Source organism: Diplocloster modestus (genome assembly GCF_019042245.1).
GTDB classification, from domain to species: Bacteria; Bacillota; Clostridia; order Lachnospirales; family Lachnospiraceae; genus Diplocloster; species Diplocloster modestus.
In genome coordinates, this window is the sequence record NZ_JAHQCX010000023.1 from 60,605 (window position 1) to 83,680 (window position 23,076).

At 50.9% G+C, this 23,076-nt stretch carries 15 protein-coding genes; 12 read left to right on the forward strand and 3 right to left on the reverse strand.

Going from position 1 to position 23,076, the window contains the following annotated elements; genetic code table 11:
• Positions 1–172 precede the first annotated feature (172 nt).
• The 3 genes from KTH90_RS22530 (at position 173) to KTH90_RS22540 (ending at position 2,718) form a co-directional block, all read left to right on the forward strand.
• Positions 173–1,063, forward strand: coding sequence for a sulfide/dihydroorotate dehydrogenase-like FAD/NAD-binding protein (locus KTH90_RS22530; RefSeq protein ID WP_158355243.1), 891 nt, complete (start codon positions 173–175; stop codon positions 1,061–1,063).
• Entirely contained in the window at positions 1,063–2,451 is a 1,389-nt protein-coding gene (gene gltA / locus KTH90_RS22535) for an NADPH-dependent glutamate synthase (RefSeq protein WP_158355241.1), read from the forward strand. The genes KTH90_RS22530 and gltA overlap by 1 nt, the downstream gene beginning before the upstream one ends.
• A 105-nt stretch (positions 2,452–2,556) precedes the next feature.
• A complete protein-coding gene (locus tag KTH90_RS22540; RefSeq protein WP_238727507.1) occupies positions 2,557–2,718 on the forward strand; it encodes a hypothetical protein in 162 nt (53 codons plus the stop codon).
• A 281-nt stretch (positions 2,719–2,999) separates the two neighbouring features.
• Here the strand turns inward: KTH90_RS22540 and KTH90_RS22545 are convergent, their stop codons facing one another.
• Positions 3,000–4,538 carry a response regulator transcription factor gene (locus KTH90_RS22545; protein WP_158355237.1) on the reverse strand — a complete coding sequence of 513 codons (1,539 nt, stop codon included), beginning with the start codon at positions 4,536–4,538 and terminating at the stop codon, positions 3,000–3,002.
• The gene (locus KTH90_RS22550) at positions 4,531–6,306 is read right to left on the reverse strand and encodes a sensor histidine kinase (protein ID WP_158355234.1); all 1,776 of its coding nucleotides are present in this window, start codon (positions 6,304–6,306) and stop codon (positions 4,531–4,533) included. The genes KTH90_RS22545 and KTH90_RS22550 overlap by 8 nt, the downstream gene beginning before the upstream one ends.
• A 190-nt stretch (positions 6,307–6,496) precedes the next feature.
• Between KTH90_RS22550 and KTH90_RS22555 the strand changes: the two genes are divergently transcribed.
• The 9 genes from KTH90_RS22555 (at position 6,497) to KTH90_RS25380 (ending at position 22,040) form a co-directional block, all read left to right on the forward strand.
• Entirely contained in the window at positions 6,497–7,882 is a 1,386-nt protein-coding gene (locus tag KTH90_RS22555) for an ABC transporter substrate-binding protein (protein ID WP_238727508.1), read from the forward strand.
• Between the two features lie 138 nt (positions 7,883–8,020).
• A complete protein-coding gene (locus KTH90_RS22560; RefSeq protein ID WP_158355232.1) occupies positions 8,021–8,917 on the forward strand; it encodes a carbohydrate ABC transporter permease in 897 nt (298 codons plus the stop codon).
• Positions 8,917–9,747 (forward strand): carbohydrate ABC transporter permease, encoded by an 831-nt coding sequence (locus KTH90_RS22565; RefSeq protein WP_158355230.1) that lies wholly within the window; start codon positions 8,917–8,919, stop codon positions 9,745–9,747. Before KTH90_RS22560 ends, KTH90_RS22565 begins: the two co-directional genes overlap by 1 nt.
• An 87-nt stretch (positions 9,748–9,834) precedes the next feature.
• The gene (locus KTH90_RS22570) at positions 9,835–11,664 is read left to right on the forward strand and encodes a hypothetical protein (RefSeq protein WP_238727509.1); all 1,830 of its coding nucleotides are present in this window, start codon (positions 9,835–9,837) and stop codon (positions 11,662–11,664) included.
• Positions 11,637–11,855 carry a hypothetical protein gene (locus KTH90_RS22575; RefSeq protein WP_158355226.1) on the forward strand — a complete coding sequence of 73 codons (219 nt, stop codon included), beginning with the start codon at positions 11,637–11,639 and terminating at the stop codon, positions 11,853–11,855. Before KTH90_RS22570 ends, KTH90_RS22575 begins: the two co-directional genes overlap by 28 nt.
• A 14-nt stretch (positions 11,856–11,869) precedes the next feature.
• Positions 11,870–18,466 (forward strand): Ig-like domain-containing protein, encoded by a 6,597-nt coding sequence (locus KTH90_RS22580; RefSeq protein ID WP_238727510.1) that lies wholly within the window; start codon positions 11,870–11,872, stop codon positions 18,464–18,466.
• A 4-nt stretch (positions 18,467–18,470) separates the two neighbouring features.
• Positions 18,471–20,303 (forward strand): glycoside hydrolase family 36 protein, encoded by a 1,833-nt coding sequence (locus tag KTH90_RS22585; RefSeq protein ID WP_158355221.1) that lies wholly within the window; start codon positions 18,471–18,473, stop codon positions 20,301–20,303.
• 296 nt (positions 20,304–20,599) lie between these two features.
• Complete coding sequence (locus KTH90_RS22590; protein ID WP_238727511.1) at positions 20,600–20,761, forward strand: hypothetical protein; 162 nt, start codon at positions 20,600–20,602, stop codon at positions 20,759–20,761.
• A complete protein-coding gene (locus tag KTH90_RS25380) occupies positions 20,751–22,040 on the forward strand; it encodes a redoxin domain-containing protein (protein WP_158355219.1) in 1,290 nt (429 codons plus the stop codon). Before KTH90_RS22590 ends, KTH90_RS25380 begins: the two co-directional genes overlap by 11 nt.
• A gap of 116 nt (positions 22,041–22,156) precedes the next feature.
• On the opposite strand, the gene trhA is transcribed toward KTH90_RS25380, so the two are convergent.
• Positions 22,157–22,864: a PAQR family membrane homeostasis protein TrhA gene (trhA, locus tag KTH90_RS22600; protein ID WP_238727512.1), complete on the reverse strand. Its 708-nt coding sequence runs from the start codon at positions 22,862–22,864 to the stop codon at positions 22,157–22,159.
• Between the last annotated feature and the right edge of the window lie 212 nt (positions 22,865–23,076).

Sequence of the window (23,076 nt, forward strand, 5' to 3'; positions counted from 1 at the left end):
TGGAAGGGGAGGTTTACCGGATAACCGCTGATCCGGCTCCCGGACCGTATTCTATTTTCTGTGTGATTTTATTATCAAGTGTTGCCATTTTTTTCGATTTGGCTTATAGTAAAAAGGACGTACCTATTTGCAAAGCTAAGGGGAGCAAATAGTAAGTTTGAGGAGGAATAGTATGTACAAAATACGCAAGGCAGAAAAATTAGCAGAAAATATTTTTCTGATGGACGTGGAAGCGCCCAGAATCGCAAAGTCCTGTGAGCCAGGACAGTTTCTCATCGTAAAAATGGATGAGAAAGGGGAACGGATTCCGCTGACGATCTGTGATTATCATCGGGAGGACGGCACTGTTACCATCGTATTTCAGATTGTCGGGGCATCTACGAAGAAAATGGCTGAACTTCAGGCAGGAGACAGCTTCCGCGATGTGATCGGGCCTCTTGGGCAGGCGTCGGAATTCATACACGAGCCGGCCGCAGAGCTGAAAGAAAAAAAATATCTTTTCGTTGCAGGCGGTGTCGGCACCGCTCCTGTATATCCGCAGGTAAAATGGATGAAAGAAAACGGTATAGATGTGGATGTCATAGTCGGAGCCAAGAACAAAGACCTGCTGATCCTGGAAGACGAGATGAGGGCAGTGGCCGGAAATCTGTATGTCACCACAGATGACGGTTCTTATGAGCGCAAAGGCATGGTAACAGAAGTGATTAAGGATCTGGTTCAGAACGAAGGAAAGCATTATGATCAGGTGGTCGCGATCGGCCCTATGATCATGATGAAGTTTGTATGTCTTCTGACCAGAGAACTGGGACTTCCCACCATTGTTAGTTTAAATCCCATTATGGTTGACGGAACCGGTATGTGCGGTGCCTGTCGTGTAACCGTAGGAGATCAGGTGAAATTTGCCTGTGTGGACGGCCCGGAATTCGACGGCCATCTGGTGAATTTTGACGAGGCGATGAAACGCCAGACGATCTACAAGACTCAGGAAGGCAGAGCCATGTTAAAATTGCAGGAAGGCGATACGCATCATGGCGGCTGCGGACATTGCGGAGGTGACGAGTAATGGGAGATGTATTAAAGAAGGTTCCTGTCAGGGAACAGGATGCAAAAGTGCGTGCCACCAACTTTGAGGAGGTATGCTATGGATATAACCAGGAAGAAGCCATGGAAGAAGCCGTACGGTGCATTAACTGTAAAAATGCAAAATGCATAACCGGCTGTCCGGTAGCAATCAACATTCCCGGCTTCATCCACGAGGTAAAAGAAGGCAATATCGAGGAAGCCTACAAGGTAATCAGTAAATCATCGGCTCTGCCCGCAGTATGCGGACGTGTCTGCCCCCAGGAAAGCCAGTGTGAAGGCGTATGTATCCGCGGAATTAAGGGAGAACCGGTTTCCATCGGAAAGCTGGAGCGTTTTGTGGCCGACTGGGCCAGAGAGCACGGCATTTCCCCTGAAAAGCCTGCAGAAACCAATGGCAAAAAGGTAGCCGTGATCGGCAGCGGCCCCGCAGGATTAACCTGCGCCGGAGACCTGGCAAAAATGGGATATGAGGTGACAATCTTTGAAGCACTTCACGAACCCGGCGGTGTTCTGGTCTACGGAATTCCCGAGTTCCGTCTCCCTAAGAAAGGCGTAGTAGCTCCGGAAATCGAAAATGTCAAAAAACTGGGTGTAAAAATAGAGACCAACGTAGTCATCGGAAAATCCGTAACCATCGACGAGCTTTTGAACGAAGAAGGCTTTGACGCGGTATTCATCGGATCCGGTGCCGGCCTCCCCAAATTCATGGGGATCCCGGGAGAAAATGCCAACGGCGTATTCTCCGCCAACGAGTATCTGACCAGAAGCAATCTGATGAAAGCCTTTGATGAAAACTACGACACCCCGATTATGATCGGCAAAAAAGTAGCGGTAGTCGGCGGCGGAAATGTAGCGATGGACGCAGCCAGGACAGCCCTGCGTCTGGGTGCGGAAGTGCACATCGTATACCGCAGAAGCGAAGCGGAGCTTCCGGCCAGAGTAGAAGAAGTACATCACGCAAAACAGGAAGGCATTATCTTCGACCTGCTGACGAACCCCCTTGAGATTCTGGTCGACGACAACGGCTGGGTCCGCGGTATGAGCTGCATCAAAATGGAACTGGGCGAACCGGACGAATCAGGCAGACGCAGACCGGTAGAAATAAAAGGTTCCGAGTTCGAGATCGAGCTGGACACTGTAATTATGTCCCTGGGAACCTCTCCGAACCCCCTGATCTCCTCAACCACAAAGGGGCTGGAGACCAACCGGAGAAAATGTATCGTAGCCCAGGAAGAAAACGGCGCCACCACAAAAGAAGGCGTGTATGCCGGCGGTGACGCAGTCACCGGAGCAGCCACGGTTATCCTGGCTATGGGTGCCGGAAAATCAGCGGCGCAGGGGATTGATGAATTCTTGAATGGAAAGTAAGTAATAAAAAGGGCTGAGGCAAGGGCCGCCTACCCAGAGGCATCTCTTGCCCCAGCCCGCTCCTACTTCGGTGATGCCTAAGTTCCTATGAGCAGAAGGATTCCCATGCTGCAGCTCAACACAGATGACCATGGAAAAAGGCCTTCAGAAATGCAGGAGGCAGAGGGAATCGGCGGGGTTTTCGGGGCATGGATGGATCTGGGCGGCAGCCCCTGGGGGGACGGAGTAAAAGTGACCGGCGTCAAACCGCTTGAGGCCGGGCGTTAGAACGGGTTACGCAGATGGAGAGAGAACCTCGCAGGACCCGGGACACTGTTTGAGACGTTTTTTGGCGAGTTTGTCCCGGATCCTGCTAATCAGAGGTTCTCACTCCATCGGAGTTACCCGTTCTTAGGCCCGGCCGAAGCGGTTTGGCGCCGGTCACTTTTACTCCGTCCCCCCAGGGGCTGCCGCCCAGATCCATCCATGCCCCGAAAACCCCGCCGATTCCCTCTGCCTCCGGACCTGCCCGGACCTGCCTCCGGACCTCCCTGCGGCCCCTTAGCCCGTTATTCCACCTCCTGATGCTGAATCCGATATTCCGACGGGGACATAGAAGTGATCAGTTTGAATGCCTTACTGAAGTAGAACTGGTTGGAGTAACCGCACAGCTCCGTGACCTCACGGACCGTGAGCTGAGAATGGGCGAAGTAGTCACAGGCCTGGCTGATCCGGTAACTGGTCAGGTATTCGATGGGACGCACATCGGAGTGCTTTTTGAACAGCCGGCTTAAGTAGGCCGGGGTTATGGCGAAGTGGATCGCGATGTCGTTTATGTTAATATCTCTTCCGTAGTTGTTGCGGATATATTCTTTTACTTCGGAGACCAGGGTTTCCGGATTGGCGGAGGTCGTCAGATTTGGGATTTTCCGCCGGAACAGCTGGCCGAACAGCAGGTGAAGCGAGAGTTTTAGTTCCGCGTATGTTTTGCAGTTTGAGAGATACTCATCGATTTCCAGTTCTTTGCTGCTTAAGTTTCTGCTTCCGGTGCTGTCGAAGCATATATGGAGCAGCTGCTTCAGGCAGTTGCCAAGCTGCTTCTGGGTGGTGCGTTTCTGATCGCAGAGTGCCAGAAAATCATCCAGGTGTTCCAGCAGGACGTTCGGATTCTGAGTGTGAATGCAAAAACGGAAGTTTTCCAGCTGCTGGTCCTGCAAGGTGACGTCCGGATCCTGAGAGCTTTCCAGGAATTCCCGGTTGTGGAGAATGGCAGAGTGGGCGAAGATCAGCTGATTGGTTAACTGCGTTTTTGATAATTTGTACTCAGCGGCCAGGTTGTTGACACTGCAGACGGGTTTGGAGATGCAGATGGTAACTGCATCGGTGATTTTCATGATCTGTTTTTGCAGTTCCAGGGCCATCATGTCCAGCTTTTCCTCTGTGGTCCTGTTCAGGAAAAATACCAGGAGTTTTTGATTGTAGGTGTTCCCGCTGCAGAGGTGGACCGTTTCTCCCTTTTTTAGGTATTTGTTGACCACAGGACCTTTTAGTATCTCTTCCAGCTCGTTTTCATATGGCAGCCAGTCCTGGAAGGAGAAGGTGGCGCAGGAATTCAGATTGATCAGCATTAACTGGCATACGGTGTAACGGATGGTGTTCAGGAGATAGTCAGGAATCAGAGTGCCGGAGTTCAGCATCCGGTACAGTGCCTGCTGGTAGCTGTAATCCTGCTCGGATAAAATCTTTTCTTCCAGCGTATCCAGTACATATCTCAAATCCTCTACACTGACCGGTTTCAGCAGATATTCGTCCACGCCTAACTGAATGGCAGCTTTTGCGTATGCAAAGTCCCTGTAGCCGCTTAGAATTACGGTTTTTATGGAGATATTTTCTTCTTTCAGCCTGCGGATCAGCTCCAGCCCGGTCTGGATGGGCATTCGGATGTCGGTGATCAGGATGTCGGGATGGAGAGTCAGGATTTTCTCATAGGCATCCTGGCCGTTCATGGCTGTGCCTGCTATCTCTACGTTTTTTTCTGATTTTTCTATTTTTTTACAGATATCCTTTTGAATTAATACCTGATCCTCAGCGATCAGTACTTTAATCATTCTTAAAAGCTCCTTTCAGTGTGATACGGCAGCCCCGGGAGAGATTCTCCACTTTGTAGGAAAATTGCTCTCCGAAATACAGGGATAATCTGGAAAAGGTGTTGTTCAGGCCCAGCCCGTTGATCTCCAGTTCGGTGGCCTCGATGGGTTCTTCGGAAATGTGGGAGAGGGCGTCCTGGCTGAATCCTCCGCCGTTGTCTGTAATTTCTATTACCCAGCCGTCAGGGTCCGCACGGCAGATCAGCGATAGATGCCAGGGCGGCAGTGTGTTTTTAAAACCGTGCCGGAAACTGTTTTCGGCAAATGGCTGAATGGAGAGCCTGGGGATCAGAAGATCATAAAGCTCCCGGGGGGCATCGATAATGTAGTCAAAATTTGTGTCATTGGAAATTTTCATAAATTCCAGATAGTTTTTCGTATGTGTCAGCTCCTCGATTAACGTTACTTCCGTCTTTTTTGAAGTTACATAGCGCATCATGGAGGAAAGGTCCTGACACATCACGGTGGTCACATCGCTGCCGTACACTTCACTGGCAGCGCTGATACTGTTCAGTGCATTGTAGAGAAAGTGCGGGTCCACCTGGGCCTGAAGCGCCGCCAGATTCGCATTGCTTTCACGGATTTCCAGTTCATAGATTTCCTGGATGGAGGCTTTTAGCTTGGCTACCATCTGGTTCAGGGAGGTGTTCAGGATCTCGAATTCGTTGAAGGTGTCCGACGGCAGCGTAAGCTTGGTATCCGAGTCCAGACTCAGCTTATTAACCTGATAGATCAGCTGGTTCAATGGCCTGGTAAACTGGGTGATCAGCGTGAAGATAATACCCAGAGTCAGGACCAGGGTCAGCAGTACCGTAATCACGGTGGTTAGGATATAGGTTCTGGTCTGGCTGTGGACCGTACCATTGTTGGAGATGAGTACCACGGTAAATCCTGTTGTGTCGCTGTGATGGGCGCAGTAGGCATATTCATAGGAATGATAGCGGTTCTCCCCGGCTTTGATCTGTTCCTGGATTCGGTCTATGGAATCCTTAGGAAGGGTGGTGATCTGACGGTCGTAGGGATATACCATACGGTCTCCGGAATCGAAGATCAGTATTTCCTTCTCATCCCGGAAGGTATCCTGGGTACAGATGTCCTTCAGACGCTGGCTTGAAACCTGGATTTCCACTATGGTATCCTGTGTGGTGGCCGCGTCGGCGAAGTTGCGCAGCACGGACAACACCATGCGGTCATCCGGAGTCCAGGGACTCTGGGAGGGCGCCCGGTAGATGATCGATTCGGTGGCAAAGGATACGGCGGCCCGGTCCGTGGCGAGAGCCTGGTAGACATAGTTCATATCATCATAATAGGTACCGGTGTAATAAAAATAATTTTTTTCCTGATTGTAAAGCATCACGTTAGAGATAATCGGAGAGAACATCATGTTGCCGAGTGCGGTCTGAATCGTCCTTTCCTGCTGGAGCTGCGTGATATATGCCTGGGCGGTTTCATTTTCCGAAGTGTTCAGATTGAGAACGATAGAACGCAGGGAAGGATTTTTGGTGATGGAGGTGGCGGCTATATTCATCTGCTCATACAGGGAGTCGATCTGGGTTGATATCCGCTCCAGGATAATATCGGAGGATATCCGTTCGTTTGTGATCGTATTTTTAATAGAAGTTCTGGAGAACAGCAGGCAGACGATCAGGGCAAGTGTCAGAAAAAGGATGCCGACGCTGAGAAAAAGTTTTGTCTTGAATGGAATATTACGTATTTTAAATGGTTTCATGGCAGATTCTCCTTTCTGCTTTCTTAATTATATCGAATTATGGAAAGAATTGACAGAGGAGAAAGTCGGAAAATGACAGGTAATCACCAACAGGTCAAAAAAATACATCCCGAAAGGAAAAAAATCACATTCTTTTTTTTCAGAAATATCGATAAAATGAAGCTATCAAATGAACGGAGGGAAAAAAATTATGAAATTGAAAACAGTACTAAGACATGCCGCAGCCATCAGTCTTGCGTTGGCCATCACCATAACAGGGATCGGATGCGGAAACGGCGGCGATGCAGCCGGTACCGACGGCGGAAACACGGAAAACACCGTCGGCGACAATACGGACGCGGCAGACAAGAGCACACCGGAGAGCACGGATGACAAAAAAGGAGGCGTTACCATTACGGTGGGTCTGAAAGCCTCCCATGTGGAGATCTCCAATATTAATACGTATAAAGATGCCTGGGAAAAGGAAACCGGCAACAAAGTTGACGTACAGGCTATCGATGACAACCAGTTTGATTCCCTGCTGCAGACCAAGATGTCTACCAGCGGTATGTGGGATATCTTCATCGGAGATACCGGAACACAGGCCACATCCTACCAGCATGAGAAGAACCTGGTGGATCTGTCCGCGGAACCGTGGGTAGAGAAACTGACCGACACCGGAAAAGAATTTGTAACCCATACCGACGGAAAAGTTTACTGCTTCCCCAATGGCGGTGTAAACTCCTTTGGTATCGTGTACAACAAGGATGTGTTTGAGAAGAACGGCATTGAAGTTCCGAAAACTTTTGAAGAGTTCGATGCGGTATGCGATAAACTGAAAGCTGCCGGGATTACGCCTCTGTATGTATCCATGGCGGATGCCTGGACCGTAAACCAGATCATGAACGGCGAGTGGCCGAATATCTTAAGCGCCAATCCGGACTGCCTGGAGAAACTGAACAAGAATGAAATCCGCTGGGATTCCCTGCCCGAGTTCAACGAGATGTTCGTACGCCTGAAGAGCTATGTGGATAAGGGATATATCAACTCGGATATGGCTACCGCTAAATACGAGATGGCCCAGAAAGCGTTCGGAACCGGTGAAGCCGCCATGATGTATATGGGGGACTGGGCAGATCCGGAGTACGCTAAAGTTGCGCCGGAAGCGGCTGGCAGGATCGGTATGTTTGCGGCTCCCACCAAAGACGGCAGCAGCAAACTGGCGATCGCCGGTCCCGGGGGATACTACATATCCAATCAGTGTAAAAATGTGGATGCTGCGAAAGATTTCCTGAACTTCATGGCACAGGATGATAATATCAAGCTGAACCTTCAGACCAGAGCCTGCACTTCCGTATGGAAAGGCATCGAGGCCGCCAACCTCAGCAGCACATTGGCTGATACACAGAAGTATGTGGATGACGGCAACACCGAGATCCACTACAACCAGACCTATGTAATCACACCTTCCGACGATGCGAACAGTGCATTCTTGTCCGTGCTTCTGGGTCAGAAGACACCGGAAGATTGCGCCAAGATCTGGAGTGATGCTGTGATTACCGTCGGCAAACAGCTCGGATTTGACGGATTCAAATAAATCTGCAGACCGGATTTAGAAAGGAGTGTTACAGAATTTCAGCAGGGCTGGATTTTGTGACACCCCTTTTTTATTCAATAGGAAGTGCGTCCTATTGAATCAGGTAAAAGTATTTTTATAGAGAAATGGAGGAATAACGTGAAGCGAAAAAATGTCAGCAGACTGGAACGCAAGTATTATCCGCTCCAATTTGCCATTCCCGGAATCATCATCTTTACCGTTTTTTATGTCTGCTCTATCGTTGGCGGTTTTATCTTTTCGTTCACAGACTGGAGCATCTACAATTTTGAATCTCCCGGGTTCGTGGGTTTAAGTAATTTCAAAGATCTGTTCGCGTCCCAAAGCTTTTTGCCTGCGCTGGGGCATACCTTCCTGTTCGCGCTGGTGACGACGGTCTTGAAAGTGGGACTGGGACTGGTCTTCGCACTGCTTTTAAACCGTGCGTTCAAGGGACGGAATTTCTTCCGGGCGGTGATTTTCCTGCCCTGTACCATCGGGGCGCTGGTCATTGGTTATGTATTTACCTTTATCCTGCAGCCGGATACCGGAATCTTAAACGAGGCGCTGCGCAGTATCGGACTAGGCAGCCTGGCGCTGAACTGGCTGGGGGATACGAATATAGTGCTGTATGTAGTGTGCGCGGTGGAATCCTGGATGTGGGTCGGTTTTAACACGGCTATCATCCTGGCAGGGCTGCAGTCCATATCCACCGATGTATATGAGGCCGCAAGGATTGACGGCGCCGGCGCGTGGCAGACGACCAAGGCTATTACGCTGCCGCTGGTGACACCGTCCGTCAACACGACCATTACACTGTGTGTGATCGGCGGTTTTAACATATTCGATATTGTCATGTCTATGACCAACGGCGGTCCCAACGGGGCCACCCAGGTGATCAGCAAGCTGTCCTATGACGCCATGCGTGTCGGAACGCTGGGATATGCGTCAGCCATTAACCTGATCCAATTCCTGCTGATCGTCATTGTCATATCGCCGCTGCTGAATTTTCTGAGAAGAAGGGAGCCGGATATCTGATGAATTATAAGACAAAAAAAGCAATGTCCCATACTGCCGTTTATATCATCTGCCTGGTGATGACCTTCCTGGTTGTCTTTCCGTTCTTCCTGGTAATCCTGACATCCTTTAAGTCGGTGGAAGAGGCGGCGATCGTGAATCTGTCCATACCGAAGAAATTCCTTTGGGAGAACTTCGCCTACGTGGTGGAAGAGGGAAAACTGCTCCGGGCGTTTAAAAACAGTCTGATCATAACGGGCTGTTCCGTATTGCTGACCGTATTGGTCTCGTCGGTCACCGCATTTACCCTCACGAGAAGAAGCGACCGGCTGAGCGGACTTTTGTCCAATTACTTCCTGATCGGGATGATCGCGCCGCTATCGCTGATTCCGGAAGTTATCATTGTGAAGACGCTGGGGTTAAGCGGTACTTACCTCTCCATCATACTGATCCATGTGGCGTCCCGGATGCCGCTGAGCGTCATGATCTATTCCGGCGTCATCAAAGGCATCCCACGTTCGCTGGATGAGTCGGCCATGCTGGAGGGCTGCGGATTCAGTCGGATGTTCTTCCAGGTGGTATTCCCACTGTTAAAACCGGCGGTATTTACGAATATCATTATCGTATTCATGGGCGTTTGGAACGATTTCCAGATCTCCCTGTACTTTGTCACCGACGTGGCCAAGAACACGATACCGCTTAGTATCTACAGCTTCGTGGGATATATGACTTATAAGTGGAATTATGTCTGCGCCTTTATCGTGCTGTCCATACTGCCGATTCTGGTAGTGTATATCAGTGCGCAGAAATATATCGTGGACGGCATGATCGCCGGAGCGGTCAAGAGCTGATCCACTCTTGACGACAGCCAAACAAAGCCGGGAAACGGCTGCATCTGGAAAAGGAAAAAGAAACGAAAAAAGGAGACGTTCATATTTATGAATAAATTTATTCTGAATATCATACACCGCCCGGAAATGGTCCCGGAGTATGCGGAAAAAGTGACGGGGCATGGGAAGGAGGAGGACCTGGGCCGGGAGACGCTGCTGACGGAATCGCTGGATATCTTCAGGACACAGCAGGACATCGCTCACCAAAACGGCTTTCAGACCACGATACAGATGACCTACGCCAGTCTTTTTAATGAAGAAGCGGTGTCTCTTGCGAAGGATTACCATGACAAGTATGGGGATGAGATTGCACTGACCCTGCTGGGCCTGCCCTGTGAGGAATTCCGGAATAAATACCGGACCAAAGACTTCTGTATCTGGATGTTTTCCATGGAGGATAAGAAAACCATCGTCAGGGACGTGTTCGAAAAATTCCACGACTGCTTTGGGTTTTACCCGGAATCCACCGGTTCCTACTATATGGATGCAAAGCTGACCAACTACATAAAGGCTGAGTATCCAACCGTCAAATGCGCGGTGGGTACCTGCTGGGAGGAAGGGCCGAAAGCCTACCACACCTGCAACAACTCCTGGTACACCCTGTTTGACGGCGGTCCGTGGAACCCATGGATCCCTTCAAAACAGAATACTCATGCGCCTGCGGAGAATGAGGAACAGGATTCCGGAATCGTGGCGATACCGCATCTGTCCAGAGATCTGATCGCCTGCTTTGACGGCAACGGGTCCAACTTCGGCACCCACCCCCAGAACGTGCTGCGGGGCATGATCTACAAGGACGGGCAGTACCCTTACCTGTACAACCTGATCGACCAGTACCGGTCCCTGAAAAAGTATAACCGGGGATACGCTTATAACATGATGTTTGTAGGCCCGGGCTGGATGAATAAGATGGGACGCTGGGAGGCGCCCTATGAGCTGCTGCTGAAAAGCTATGAGGACGGTATGGCCTACTACGCCGAACTGCGGGACAAGGGGGAACTGGAAGCTATGACGATGGCGGCGTTCGCGGACTTCTACCGGGCCAATAAGACCTACAGCCAGCCGGAATGCGCACTCTGGAGAGATATTCTGTACGGCTCTGAAAAACAGCTGTTCTGGTATGTGGATCCGTATATGCGCGCATGTGTGGATATGAACCAGGGCGGGGCGCTGGTGGATCTGCGCCCCTATGCCGCTAAGATTGACCGGCCGGTTGGAATCGGCACCAAGCATGTGCAGGATGCGTCCTATCCGTTTTTGATCCAGGAAAAATACCGGGCCGGATACTTCACCCATTACGCGGGGGAGGGCACCGTCAAAAGCTGTAAGATCGTATACAAAGGGGAAGAAGTGGACATGTGCCTGTGCAGGACAAAAGCGCGTTTCAGTGAGGACGGGAATACTCGGATTCTGACCCTGGACCCTGTGGAAATCGAATTCTGCGGCCTGACGGTGAAGATTCAGACCACATTTTACTTTGTGGAGGGAAGCTCCGAGATCCGGATCAGGAGGGAAATCCTAAAGATGAGCAATCCGGACGCGGAAGTGGAGATTCAGGAATATTTTACCGGTTGCTACGGCACTACCGAGTATCCGGAGGATATGAGTGACATCGTGTTAAGCGTTGCAGGCACAGAGGAGAAGCAGAGCATTTCTTACGCATACAGGTGCCGGGAAATTGAGCTTAAGCATGCCCTGAAAGCGGAGGTGCTGATTCCCAATATTAACACCAGAGCGTGCGTGGGGGCAGAAGAGGATGTCACAGGGTATATCCGTGAAGGATACGCATTTTCACCAATGTATACGCTGGGGCTTCGGAAAATGATGAAGGACGGGGGGGTGCTGCACTCATGGCTCAGAGTGGAAAGGGCAGATTAAATTACAGGTGTCCGTCCTGCTTTATGCGGGATCTGGATATCGATATGTTCTATGACAAGGATAAAGAGGAATACTATTGTATCCGCTGCCAGTACACGGGAAGCGAAGAGGATGTGCTGGAGAAAAATGAGATGGCGAGATTCCGCTATCGCAGAATGTTAGACCGTATCACAAATTTTGATGATGAATAATATGAGGGACAATTATGAGGAAAAAATGTAAGAGCATACTGGCGGGTATCTTATCCGCCGTGATGATTATCGGTACCGGCGGAACCGCGGCTGCCGCGGGTACGCAGCCGGCGGCGCGGGCCGCGGGCGGAAATATTGTAGTGGACTATAATACCAGTATCGGAACCGGCACGCCGGAGTTATTCGGCGGCGTGGGGACGCCGGCGAAAGACCAGAGTGACGCGTGGTCGAAGCTGGCCGGCGCCATGGGCATTAAACTGGTAAAGGTGGACGTGGATCTGTCCGCGCTGTTCCCGGACAATGCGGATACGATGAATACGGAGGCCTATGAAAATCTTGCGCATGTGGCCGGGAGTATCTTAACCAGTGTCCGGGGATCCGGTATGAAGGCCATGCTGGAATTTACCAATCTCCCCTCCTGGATGGACGCGGATGGGAACGGAATGTACGATTCCGGTAAAGTGGATGATTACAAAAAGATGATCCGCAAATTCCTTGGCGATATCAAAACGGGATACGAAGATATCATCAGCCATGTGGAGATCGCGCCGCCCGTCGGTCTGTCCGACGCGGATTTTACCGAGATGTACTACACGACAGCCCGGGAGGTACGGGACGTACTTCCGACGGTGAAGATCGGAGGATTCGGTTATTCTCTGAGAGATAAAAACGATACGCTGCCCGCCAACGTGAAAGCGGCGCTGAGCCACAAGAAAGAGGAGTCCGACCAGACGCTGCTTCAATATGTGTCGTTGCGGGGATACAGCGCACAACCCACGGACGGGAATTCTTCCAAGGATATATTCGGTGAGTTCAAGGCCGGCCGCAAGGCGATCCGCAAGGCATTGTCCAACCAGGATCTGCCGCTTTACATGACCGGATGGTCTACAGCCGCCAGGGACGCCGCCTCCGCAGACAGTAAGGTCACCGGCGCGGAGGGGATCAAGTACCACACCAGCGCGCTTTTTAAAGCCATGCGGGACGGGTGGAATGTGGTCCTTTTCGACGGGACGGTTTCCTCGGCAGACCAGCCGGGAAGCTATACTTATACACTGGATGCGGAGAACAACGCAGCCTTGAATCCGTTTGCCAAGGTATACAATCTGTTAGGCAATAAACTGGGCCTGAACGCCGGGGATTTCAAGGTGGTATCCACGGATATGGGCAGCAGCTGGCCTGTGGATGATTCCATTGCCATGGTAAACAGCCAAAATAAGGCAATCATGCTGCTGACTAACTTTTCTGCCGCTAAGAATGACGTGGGTATCGAACTGAAAAATGTACCCTATGAAGATGGCGAAGTGGAGCTGGAACTGTATGTGGCTTCCGCCGATGATGACGGTTCCTCTCCGCAGCAGACGGTCAATGCGCAGGTGACCAACGGAATCATCACAGCCGCCATCCCCGCCATTCCCGCCGGCTGCGCTATGGGTCTGGTCGTTAAAGGCGGGAACCAGAAGAGCCTTCCGGCCCAGACCATGTACGAATTTGAGAGCCAGGATAACCATTTTGGCGGTAACATGGAGATCGGCTGGACCACAGGAGCGTCCTTTAACCGGACCGTCTCGGGATTCGGCGGAGAAGATAACTTCGTCACGCTGCGCAAGGTGGCCGCGGATGGGGCGGGAACCTACACCGCCCATCTGTATGCTGCCAGCAGGAACAGTAATATTATGGTATCGGTAAACGGGAATGCCCCTGTCACGGTAAACGGCTCCGCCGTCTCACTGTCACATCCTGTGGACTTTGAAGTCACGCTGGAAGCCGGCGGCGGAAATACCATTCAGGTCTATACCGCCGGCGGGGAATTAAAACCGGACAAGCTGGTGCTGGAGGCAAAGGATGTCCAGCTGTCTATAGGGCTTCAGAATCTCTACCAGCTGGAGAAACTGGCGGATGGAAGCTATGTCCTTCCGCTTAAAAAAACAGATTTCACAGTGGATGCCAGAATCTTCCCGGAATCGTCAGCCGCCGGCAGGCAGGTTCGCTTTGAATCTTCAGATCCGGCGGTGGTCGTGGTGGATGCTGAGTCGGGTCTTCTGACTCCGAAAAAGATCGGAAAATGCAGTATTACTGCAAAGATCGACGGCACGGATCCCCCGGTGACGAATTCCTTTGACGTAACAGTCAAAAATTCGGTCTCGTCGGTTACGGTTACTCCGGCCACATTGAACCTGAAACAGGGGAATACCGCATCCCTGACGGCGGAGATCTTACCGGCGGATGCGGAGAATAAGAATATCACCTGGACTTCCTCGAATCCGGCGATTGTGGAGATTACGGCGCAGGATAACGTCAGCGCTTCCATCCGCGCGGCTGCCGAGAGCGGTACCGCGACGGTCACCGCAACCACAGAGGATGGAGGGAAGACCTCGGGCTGTACGGTCACGGTAGTAAAACCGGTGCCGGGCGGAAGTGTCAGCATCGATTATGGAAATACCATATCCACCGGACATCCGGGAATATTCGGTGTTACCCATTATCCCAGCGTCAATACGAAGGACAGCGATATCGGGGATCACTCCCAGGTATGGCCGATGCTGACGAATCAGGCGGGAGTCCGGTTTATGAGGGCGGATGCCCGGTTTCAGGAGATCCTGCCGATCTGGACCAAGACACCGGATACCAACTGGCAGAGACCTTCTTCGTATCATCCGGATCAGCCAAACTATGTAAAATCAGACTATTACTATGTAACAGGGCCGGATGGCCAGCAGAGAAAGTTCACACTGGACGGATACAAGGAAGACATGGCATATTACAAGGCGAACGGGGAATACCTGAACGGACTTTCGAATCCGGAGAACTGGAACACCGGCAGGCTGATGAGCTGGGTCAATGCGGCCAACGCGCAGAATTATGAGGTCATGGTTATGACCTTCCAGATACCGGAGTGGCTGTCGGCCGGAGAAGTTGTGCCCGGTGATCCGCACACGAAGAAAGTGTGCAACGGGGCGCCTAAGGACTGGGCGGTATACCGGGATATCGTGAAAAAAGTCTACTTTATGCTCCGGGACAAGATTGATTACTATGAATTCCTGAACGAACCCCACTGGTATATCCCGACCCATGGCGACCAGAGAGATCCAAACGGCGTGGCGTACACAGGCGGAAATATCGTGAATGACATTGCTGCGGACCAGTTCTATCAGGCGATCGATGCCATCTATGAGGCGGAGGCCGAGCTTACAGGCAATCCGGATGCAAAGCCGAAGGTGAAACTGGGGGGCGGCGCGGATGACAGCTGGGGCGGTAACTACGGCGTACTGGGAACTCTGTTATCTGATAAATACAGTAAATGGACCGACCGGATCGAATTTGTCTCTATCCATAAATACGGCGACAGGCCGGCCAACCAGAATGACGGCAATGGCGGCGCCAACAGCCGGAATCTGAAATACTGGCTCAGACAGAAGACCGGAAAGGATATTCCGCTTTTCCTGAATGAATATAATATCAGCACAGGCCAGCCGGCGAATGAGACTTATGGTTACAAGAGCGTAGGCTGGCATGCCAAGAACCTGATCGACATGATGGTCGACGGCTACACGGGAGGCGGATATTATACCTGCTATCCGGCGGATGTGCCCATGGATGATTATGAAGCCAGTTCCGGCTGGGTCGAGCGCGGAAAAGGAATGTACACCTGGAATAACGGCGATCCGTATCTGGCTAATTTTACGAAGACCTGGGGAATGCTCTCGGTAAAACTGGGGCTGGGAGACGGGGATTACGCTGTGAAATCCACAGGCATCAACGGTTCCATGTCCCATGCCGTCGGTGCGGTGAATACAGACGGTGACGCGGTAGCATTTATCAACAATTATTCCGCTAAATCCTATGATAATGTGGACGTAAATATGAAAAATGTCCCCTACGCGGCCGATAGCCAGGTTACGGCCGAGATCTACCGGACGACCTACGACAAGGAAGAGGCGCCTCTGACGGTGGAGACGTCCGTCGCAGCGGATGGTTCGGTAACAGTGGAGATACCCGAGATTCCCTCCTGGGCAGTTGCGGGAATCGTGCTGAGCGGGACACAGGAACAAAAAGAAGATAAGACCTACGAATTCGAGTCCTACCGGAACACATTAAGCGGTACGGCACAAATTAACAAAGAGAGCAATGCGTCGAATGGTCGTTTGGTTACCGGGGCTTTTGGCGAAACAAACAGCGTGACGATTTCCGTAGGCAAGGACAGTGCGGGAATGACGAAACTGGAGCTGAATTATGCAGCAAATACAGACAGTACACTTACTTATGTGATCGGAGAACAGGCAAAAACTGTGGACCTGCCGGCAAAAGCTTTGGTTCCTGCGGCAGCACAGACGAAAGTGGAGATCATGGAAACATTGCCGGCGGGCAAGACTGCGATCCGCTTCTATGTGTCGGAGGGAGAAGCTTCCCTGGATAGTATCGTACGCTGCGACATTGACAAGAAGGCGCTGCAGGCACTGACGGATCTGCCGTTCACAGAAGATGGGTATACCGATAAATCATGGGCGGACTATGCTGCGGCCAAGGCGGAGGCCAATAGAGTTCTGAATGACGACGGGGCGACAGTCCAGGAGGTGCAGGATGCTTACGAAGCGCTTTCCAACGCCATTGACGGTCTGGTTGTGATGGTCAATCTGGGAGAGCTGGTGACCGCGATGGAGGGCAAACTATCGCAGATCGGTGATTACTCGACCGCCAGCTGGTCGGCGTTTGCGGTATCTCTCAACCGGGCGCAGAATGTACTGGCTGATATACAGGCCACCCAGGAAGAACAGATCGAAGCTTACCGGAATCTGGAGGCGGCGGCCAATGGCCTGGTTACAGTTTCACAGGATGCAAACAAGAGCCTGATCGAAGGGAAGATGCCTGCATCCAACACGAACATTACCAGACCGGAAAAAGCCACGGACGGTGATACGGGCACCTCAGATTCAGGTGAAAACTTTACCCAGCTGTCTGCGGGTGAGGAGACCGGCGGAAGTGACAATGGTTACAGCACTTGGCAGGATGTGTATCTGCAGTATGACTTCGGGGCTGAATATCTGGTTAATAAGGTAGAGGTGTATCGCACAATCTATAGCAACGGAGGCTATATCCGCTGGAAGAACTGTAAGGTTGAGCTGTCCGCGGATGCTGATTTTACAGAGGGTACGGTTACGGTGCTTGCCAGTTATGAGACTCTTCAAACAGAAGCCGGGCAGACCACACCGCAGGATTTGACAGCGGATCCTCCGGTAAAGGCCAGATATATAAGAGTCACCGGCAGGGGACATCAGGGTTCCTGGGGCGGATTCAGCAACAAGGTGAATATCTCGGAGATCCAGGTGTTTGGTACATTCGTTCCGACCAAGGATGAGTTGAGCGCTGCGCTTGACGCGGCAAGGGCTCTGGATAAAAATGACTACACGGCTAATACCTGGAACGAGCTGGAAGCGCTGTTCCCTGCTGCCGAAGGCGTGATTAACAAGGACGATGCCACCCAGGCGGAGATCAATACGGCAGCCGCAGACCTGGCGATGGCCGTGGACGGGCTGAGAAAAAAAGCCGACACAAATGCTTTGAAGGATCAGATTCAGAAGCTGTCGGACAAAATGGCGCTGGCCAGCTGGAACCTGCTAAGCGCGGCCCAGCAGCAGAAATATGACGATCTGCTGACGGAGGCCACGAATCTTTCAAACGACGGGGAAGCCCTTCAGACCGATGTGGATAACATGAAAACAAAGGTTGAAAATGGAGTAACAGAGCTGGCGGAGCTCTACAGGCAGGCAGAGGAGGAAGCGGCGAAGGAAGCGCAGCGTCAGATCCTCTCCGACTACATCAATGAGGTTGGCGGTACGGATCTCTCCGTCTATACACAGGAAACCGCGCAGGCATTCAGTAAGGCTCTGCAGTCGGCAAAAGATACACTGGCGGCCGGCACGACGAAAGAGGAGTTCCGGGCGGCCTATGAGAGTCTGAAAGCAGCCTATGACGCGCTGGCGAAACCGGAACCGGCAGATCCGGAGCGGAAGATCCAGCTGGATTCCCTGAAGATCGAGATTGCCGAGGCACAGAACAAAGATTTTATGGGCTATACCGAAGAGAGCGTGCAGGCATTGAGAAATACGCTGACGATTGTACAAGGTGTACTGGACGATCCCGCGTCAACTACGGCGGATCTCAAGGCTGCCCGGGGGCGGCTGAACGCGGCGGTGGCTGCGCTGATTAAGAAGGGACCGAACCGTGATGAATACAAGAAATCGATCGCAGATGAGATCGCGAAAGCGGAGGCGAAAGATCTGAAAGGCTATACGGCTCAGAGCGTACAGGCATTTAAAGACGCTCTGATCTATGCCAAAGCCGTGCTGAATAATCAGGAGGCGTCAGAGGCCGATTACAAAGAGGCCCTTGCGAAACTGAAAGATGCATCGGCAGCGCTTCGCAAGACGGAACAGGATAAGCAGGACAATAATACGGATCAAAATAAGGATTCGGACGGAGGCATTGGAGATTCCATCAGCCAGGCGGCCGATACCGGTGATCCGGCACAGCCGATAATACTGGCGGTAATCATGTTAATCAGTCTGGCAGCAGGTATGGTATTGCTGTTAAGGAAGAGAAGGCGGGAAGAATAGGAAAATGAAAAGACGGACTTATCAATTCGCCGTTTCAAAAAATGTGGGAAATTTAAAAATTTCCCACGAGATAGTGGAAACCGGAGGGATTACCTTCATACAGGTTCTTGTACAAAGTGATGAAAAACGGATTTTTCCGCCTGTGGTATGCACGGTGACCGTTCCGGCATGTGAAGTACATGAGATATGGAATCCGAAGATCCACCTGATCAAGGCACTGAATCAGGATTGGTTCGAATATCTGAATAAAACAAACGGATTCACAGGCGCGCCGGTACAGGCTCTGATCGGTATGAACAATCAAAACTGCGCGGCTCTGGGCTTGTCCGACACCCTGAATACCTTTGGGTTTCAGGCCGTTCCGGTGGAGGAGACCGGGGAATATGCGTTCACAATGGAAATGTTTGCCGAAGAACGTATTGCCAGGGAGTCATACGAAGTGACCCTGCGGCTGGATCAGCGTGAAATGCCGTATTATGAAGTTTTGCGGGATATGACGCTTTGGTGGGAGGCGGATGAGCAAAACAAACCTGCTTACGTCCCGGATACCGCCAGGGAACCTATGTACTCTACCTGGTACAGTTACCACCAGATGATCGGAGAGGAGGCACTGCTGACCCAGTGCCGCCTCTCGGCAGACTTAGGCTGCAAAGCGGTTCTGCTGGACGACGGGTGGCAGACGGACGACGGGAACCGGGGCTATGCCTACTGCGGGGATTGGAAGCCGGCAGTTTCCAAGATTCCTGATATGGCAACCTTTGTAAAAAAGGTACACGCACTTGGAATGAAGGTGATTCCATGGTATTCCCTGCCGTTTATCGGCGAAAGGTCGGAGAACTTCCTAAGATTCTCGGACATGCTGATCGATCCGGCCGCGGACCGGGAATGGCATGTGCTAGATCCCAGATATCCCCAGGTCAGGGAATTTATCATTTCCCTGTTTGAGAATGCCCTGCTGGACTGGGATGTGGACGGGTTTAAGATGGACTTTGTAGATGAATTCGTTGTGACCCCGTTCAGCGGGAGAGAAACGGATACGAGAAGAGACTGCGAATCCTTCCATGAGGCGGCGGACCGTCTGATGACGGACTGTATCGCCAGGCTCAAAAACCGGAAGCCGGATATATTGCTGGAGTTCCGGCAGACTTACAATGGACCCCTGATGAGAAGTTACGGGAACATTTTCCGCGCGGTGGACTGCCCCTTCGACTCGGTCGAAAATCATGTGCGGGTGACAGATATCAGGCTTCTTAGCGGGGACAGTGCGGTTCATTCGGATATGATCATGTGGCATACGAAGGATACGGCCGAGAGCGCGGCACTGCAGATCATTAATATCCTGTTCAGTGTTCCGCAGATTTCCATGAGGCTGGACGAATTACCGGCGGATCACCGGAAGATGCTCGGATTTTACTGTGCTTTGTGGAGAAAGTACCAGAACGCGTTTATCAGAGGGACTTTTGAACCGCTGAATCCCATAGCCCGATATAATGTCGTCAAAGGAATTTTCGCAGAACAGTTTGCATGTACCTGGCATACCCGCGAAGTGATTCATATGGAAACATTGTATGCCGACATGCTGTTTGTGAACGGATCGTCTGCAGATAAACTATATCTGGAATATAGCGGTACGGATCGGAGTGAGAGGTTGTCAGTGGATGAAGGTGCCGGTGGGGATGTTAAGCTGAATTACCGGATGACTGTGTATGACTGCCGGGGAGAGGTGAAATGGGAAGCGGGAATAGTGATCAAACCGGGGATTCATGTGATCGATGTTATGCCTGGCGGAGCGGTTGTGCTTCAGAGGGTTTTTGGCAGACCAGGAGGTACTGTATAATGTAATGCGGCTATTTCAGGCTGTATGTGCGCGCGGATAATGCAGTAAGCAGGAATTTTAAAAAACAGTAAATTCCATAAAACAGGAATCTAACGTTCCGTTTGTACCGACGACAAAAAGTGTGAACTTCCTTATAAATAGCTTTAAGAAGATTTAAGCTGTTTTTACGCATCAAGCCATAATGAACATAATCATAATAGATAGAGCCATAACACAAGCCATAATATATAGTTGACAAATCAAACTGTAACTGTTATGATAACACCAGACTCAACTGTAATTAATGCGATTACAGAATGAGATGTGAAAAACGGTTAGAATTGTTGCGTATAACATTGGATAACGTGGATAAAAATAAGAGGCATCAGCAGGAGTCTATCGGAGTCCTGGTGGGCAAAGATCCGTTCCGATGTGGTTTGCGGTATAAGGAAAATGAGGTGACGGTTCATGGGATTTGATATTAATGTAGGAGTTTCTGCGTTGACGGTGTTTTTACAGGGAATTGTGAGTTTTTTCTCCCCCTGCGTGCTGCCATTAGTTCCGCTCTATATAGGATATCTGGCCGGCGGGACCAAGAGTGTGGATGAAAGCGGACGGATATTTTATAAAAAAGGTAAGGTTTTACTGAATACTTTATTTTTTGTGGTCGGTATCAGTTTTGCTTTCTTTCTTCTCGGATTTGGCTTCACGGCGGCCGGTCAATTCTTTTCTGAGTACCGAGTGCTAATCGCGCGGGTCGGCGGGGCTCTGATTGTGCTGTTTGGGCTGTTCCAGCTGGGACTGTTCGGAGGCCTTGGAATGGAGCGGGAACACCGGCTGCCGATCCGCCTGGACCGTTTTGCCATGAATCCGCTGGTTGCCCTGGTACTGGGATTCACATTTAGTTTTGCCTGGACACCCTGCGTCGGGCCGGCTTTGGCCAGCGTGCTGTTGATGGCATCCTCGGCATCGAGCTCTGCGGCGGCATTCGGATTGATCGGGGTTTATACGTTAGGTTTCGTCCTTCCATTCCTGGCTGTGGGATTGTTTACGGGCACGGTACTGGATTTTTTCCGAAAGCATCAGAGGATCGTAAAGTATACGGTGAAAATTGGCGGAGTTCTGATGATATTTATTGGAATCATGATGTTCACCGGATGGATGAATGGGGTTACCGGTTATCTTTCCGATAGCAAAATTACGGATAAACAGGCTGCCGCCGATAAACCAAATATATCCGACGATCCGGATAACCCCAATGTGCCTGACGATCCGGATAACCCGGATACGCAGCAGGAGGAGGTTAATTACGCTCCGGACTTTACGTTGACGGATCAATTCGGGGTAGAGCATACGCTGTCGGACTATAGGGGGAAAGTAGTATTTCTGAATTTCTGGGCCACCTGGTGCGGACCCTGCCAGAAGGAAATGCCGGATATCCAGGCCCTGTATGAGGAGTCGGGAGGTAACGAAGAGGATCTGATCGTTTTAGGAGTGGCAAATCCAAAAACGGAGGACAATCCGGGAAATCAGGACGGCACGGTGGAAGAAGTGAAAAACTTTCTGGAAGAGGGAGGATATGACTATCCGGTGGTGATGGATACCACGGGGAAAGTGTTTGCGGATTATGGTATCCAGGCGTTTCCGACCACCTTTATGATCGGCGCGGACGGACAGGTGTTCGGCTATGTACGCGGAATGCTGACCAGAAGTATTATGGATAGTATCGTTCAGCAGACAATGGACAGCGGATCGTGACATTGAAAAAGCCGTGACATCATAAAAGAACCATCTGTAACCTGTTCTTATTCTATACAGAAGGAACGAAAGTTCACAGATGGTTCTTTTCAGCTGTCTGGCATATTTGTCAAAGGTCAGACCATAACTGCAATATACTGATAGATCAGGATAAAATGGCAGAGGCTTCCGCCCATCACGAACAGATGGAAAATTTCATGGGAACCGAAATTTTCATGCCGGGAATTAAAAAGCGGCAGCTTTAAGGCATAGATGATTCCGCCAACCGTATAAATGATCCCGCCGGCCAGAAGCCAGCCAAAAGCGGCGGCAGTCAGCGTGTTGATGATCTGGGTAAATGCCAGAACACAAATCCAGCCCATGGCGATATAGATGACGGAAGAGAACCATTTCGGACAGGTGATCCAGCAGGCTTTGATTATCATGCCAGCCAGAGCTATGCCCCATACGAGAGCCAGCATGCCATATCCGGTCGCACCTTTTAATACGATTACACAGATCGGGGTGTAAGTGCCCGCGATCAGGACAAAGATCATCATATGATCCATTTTGCGGAGAATGCGGTTGGCACGGTCGGTGGACAGATCCAGGGAGTGATAGGTGGCGCTGGCGCCATACAGCAGCACCATGCTGATGATAAAGACGGCCAGTGAAATCTCATGAAATGGATTCGGGTTCCCGGCTCCCCGGATTAAAAGGGGGATTGCTCCGGTCAGAGCCAGTACCATACCGATAAAATGCGTGATGGCACTGCCGGGTTCTTTTAATTTCCTTGTATCTTTTGTTTTTGCGGGTAACGCTGTAGTAGCAGACATTGTACTCATGTGAAAACCTCCTGACAACGAATGAATATTTCGATATGTAGTTATTGAAACTACATTAAACATACACTAATACTATACCCATAATTCAAAAAAATCAATAACTATTTTTAAATTTACCAAAAATTGTTTTATAACGGTTACTATTCACGGCCAATGTCAGTTAGTTAAGGATAAACATATGGGATAATAGAATAAATATCCCACTTTGTTTG